The sequence below is a fragment of the Nocardia tenerifensis NBRC 101015 genome (assembly GCF_000308715.1).
GTDB classification, from domain to species: Bacteria; Actinomycetota; Actinomycetes; order Mycobacteriales; family Mycobacteriaceae; genus Nocardia; species Nocardia tenerifensis.
In genome coordinates this window covers 1-1,155 of the sequence record NZ_BAGH01000455.1, presented here as the reverse complement: position 1 = coordinate 1,155, position 1,155 = coordinate 1, and the positions used below count along the sequence as shown (strand labels likewise).

Here is a 1,155-nt window from a genome sequence, read left to right as displayed (position 1 = left end):
GTCGGGTGGGCCTGGTTTCGATCAGACCGAGTGGTCTGGGTTGTTGAAGGGTGCGCGGGACGGCAGGTTGCGGTTGTTGAATGTGGATGGGGTGGGGTTGCGGAAGATTGTGTCGGCGTGTGAGGTTTTTGTGGCCGATATCATGGGTTTTGTTGATGCGGTGGGGAAGCATTTTCCGGCGACGGTGTGGACGTTTGATAACAAGCCGTCGCAGCCGGCGGCGCGGCAGGTGGTGACGACGTTGTCGAGTATGGCGTTGTTGTTCGAGAAGTTCGATCGTAAGCGGACGCATGAGTTGGTTGATGTGTTGCGGAATCATCAGGCGATTGTGTCGGTGATGGCGGATACTTTTGCTGCGGCGCATAAGTCTTATTCTCGGACGGATGATGATAGTGCGGGGTTGTTTCGGCCGCCGTCGGTGGGGACGGATTTGTGGCCGAGGATTTCGGGGTTTCATGCGACGCCGCCTGCGGATTGGAAGTCGGGTCCGGGGTTGCCGGTGACGGCGGGGTCGGGGGTGAGTTTCGATGTGGGGGCGAAGGGGAGTGTGGAGGGGGTGGTGGAGAGTGGTCAGTCGTTCGGGTTGCTGGATTTCGCGAATATTGCGGCGATGATCGCGGCGAATGGTGGTAATACGTTTTGGATTGCGGGGGAGTGGCGGGCGTTGGCGGAGATTTGGCGGTTGTCGGTGCAGAAGTTCACCGATGAGGTGGGGTATGTGTTCAAGGGGAATTATTGGGAGGGGGTGGGTGCGGAGCGGGCGGTGGCGTTTTTGGAGAGGTATGTGCAGGCGACGGATACGTTGCAGCGGGGGATGGTGTCGATGTCGAATGTGGTGGGTAATACGGCGAATTTCAATGCTTTTGTGTGGTCGCATTTGCCTCGGTATGATCAGTTGGTTTTCAATTCTGATGGGACTGTCAAAGAGGTTGATGCCCATAATGGGAATGATACGGATGCGTCGCGGCATCTGCCTCGGGTGCAGGCTTTTTGGGATTCGGGGGACAGTTCGAGTGGGCAGAAGGGGTATGTGGCGGGGATCAAGCAGTTGGCGGGTCTTATTCCGGTGTTCACCGATCCGAACAAGCTCGCGGGTGCCAGTGGTGATCTGCCGGGCAGCTACAACTACAAGCAGCCCTCGGGCAACAACAACGG

Annotated in this window: 1 protein-coding gene; it reads left to right on the top strand. The window is 57.9% G+C overall.

Features of this window, described 5'->3' with window-relative positions; all coding sequences use genetic code 11:
* Positions 1 to 73: 73 nt before the first annotated feature.
* Positions 74 to 1,155, top strand: a 1,082-nt coding sequence (locus ON39_RS33945) for a hypothetical protein (protein ID WP_157195547.1), incomplete at its 3' end; no start/stop codon positions are given.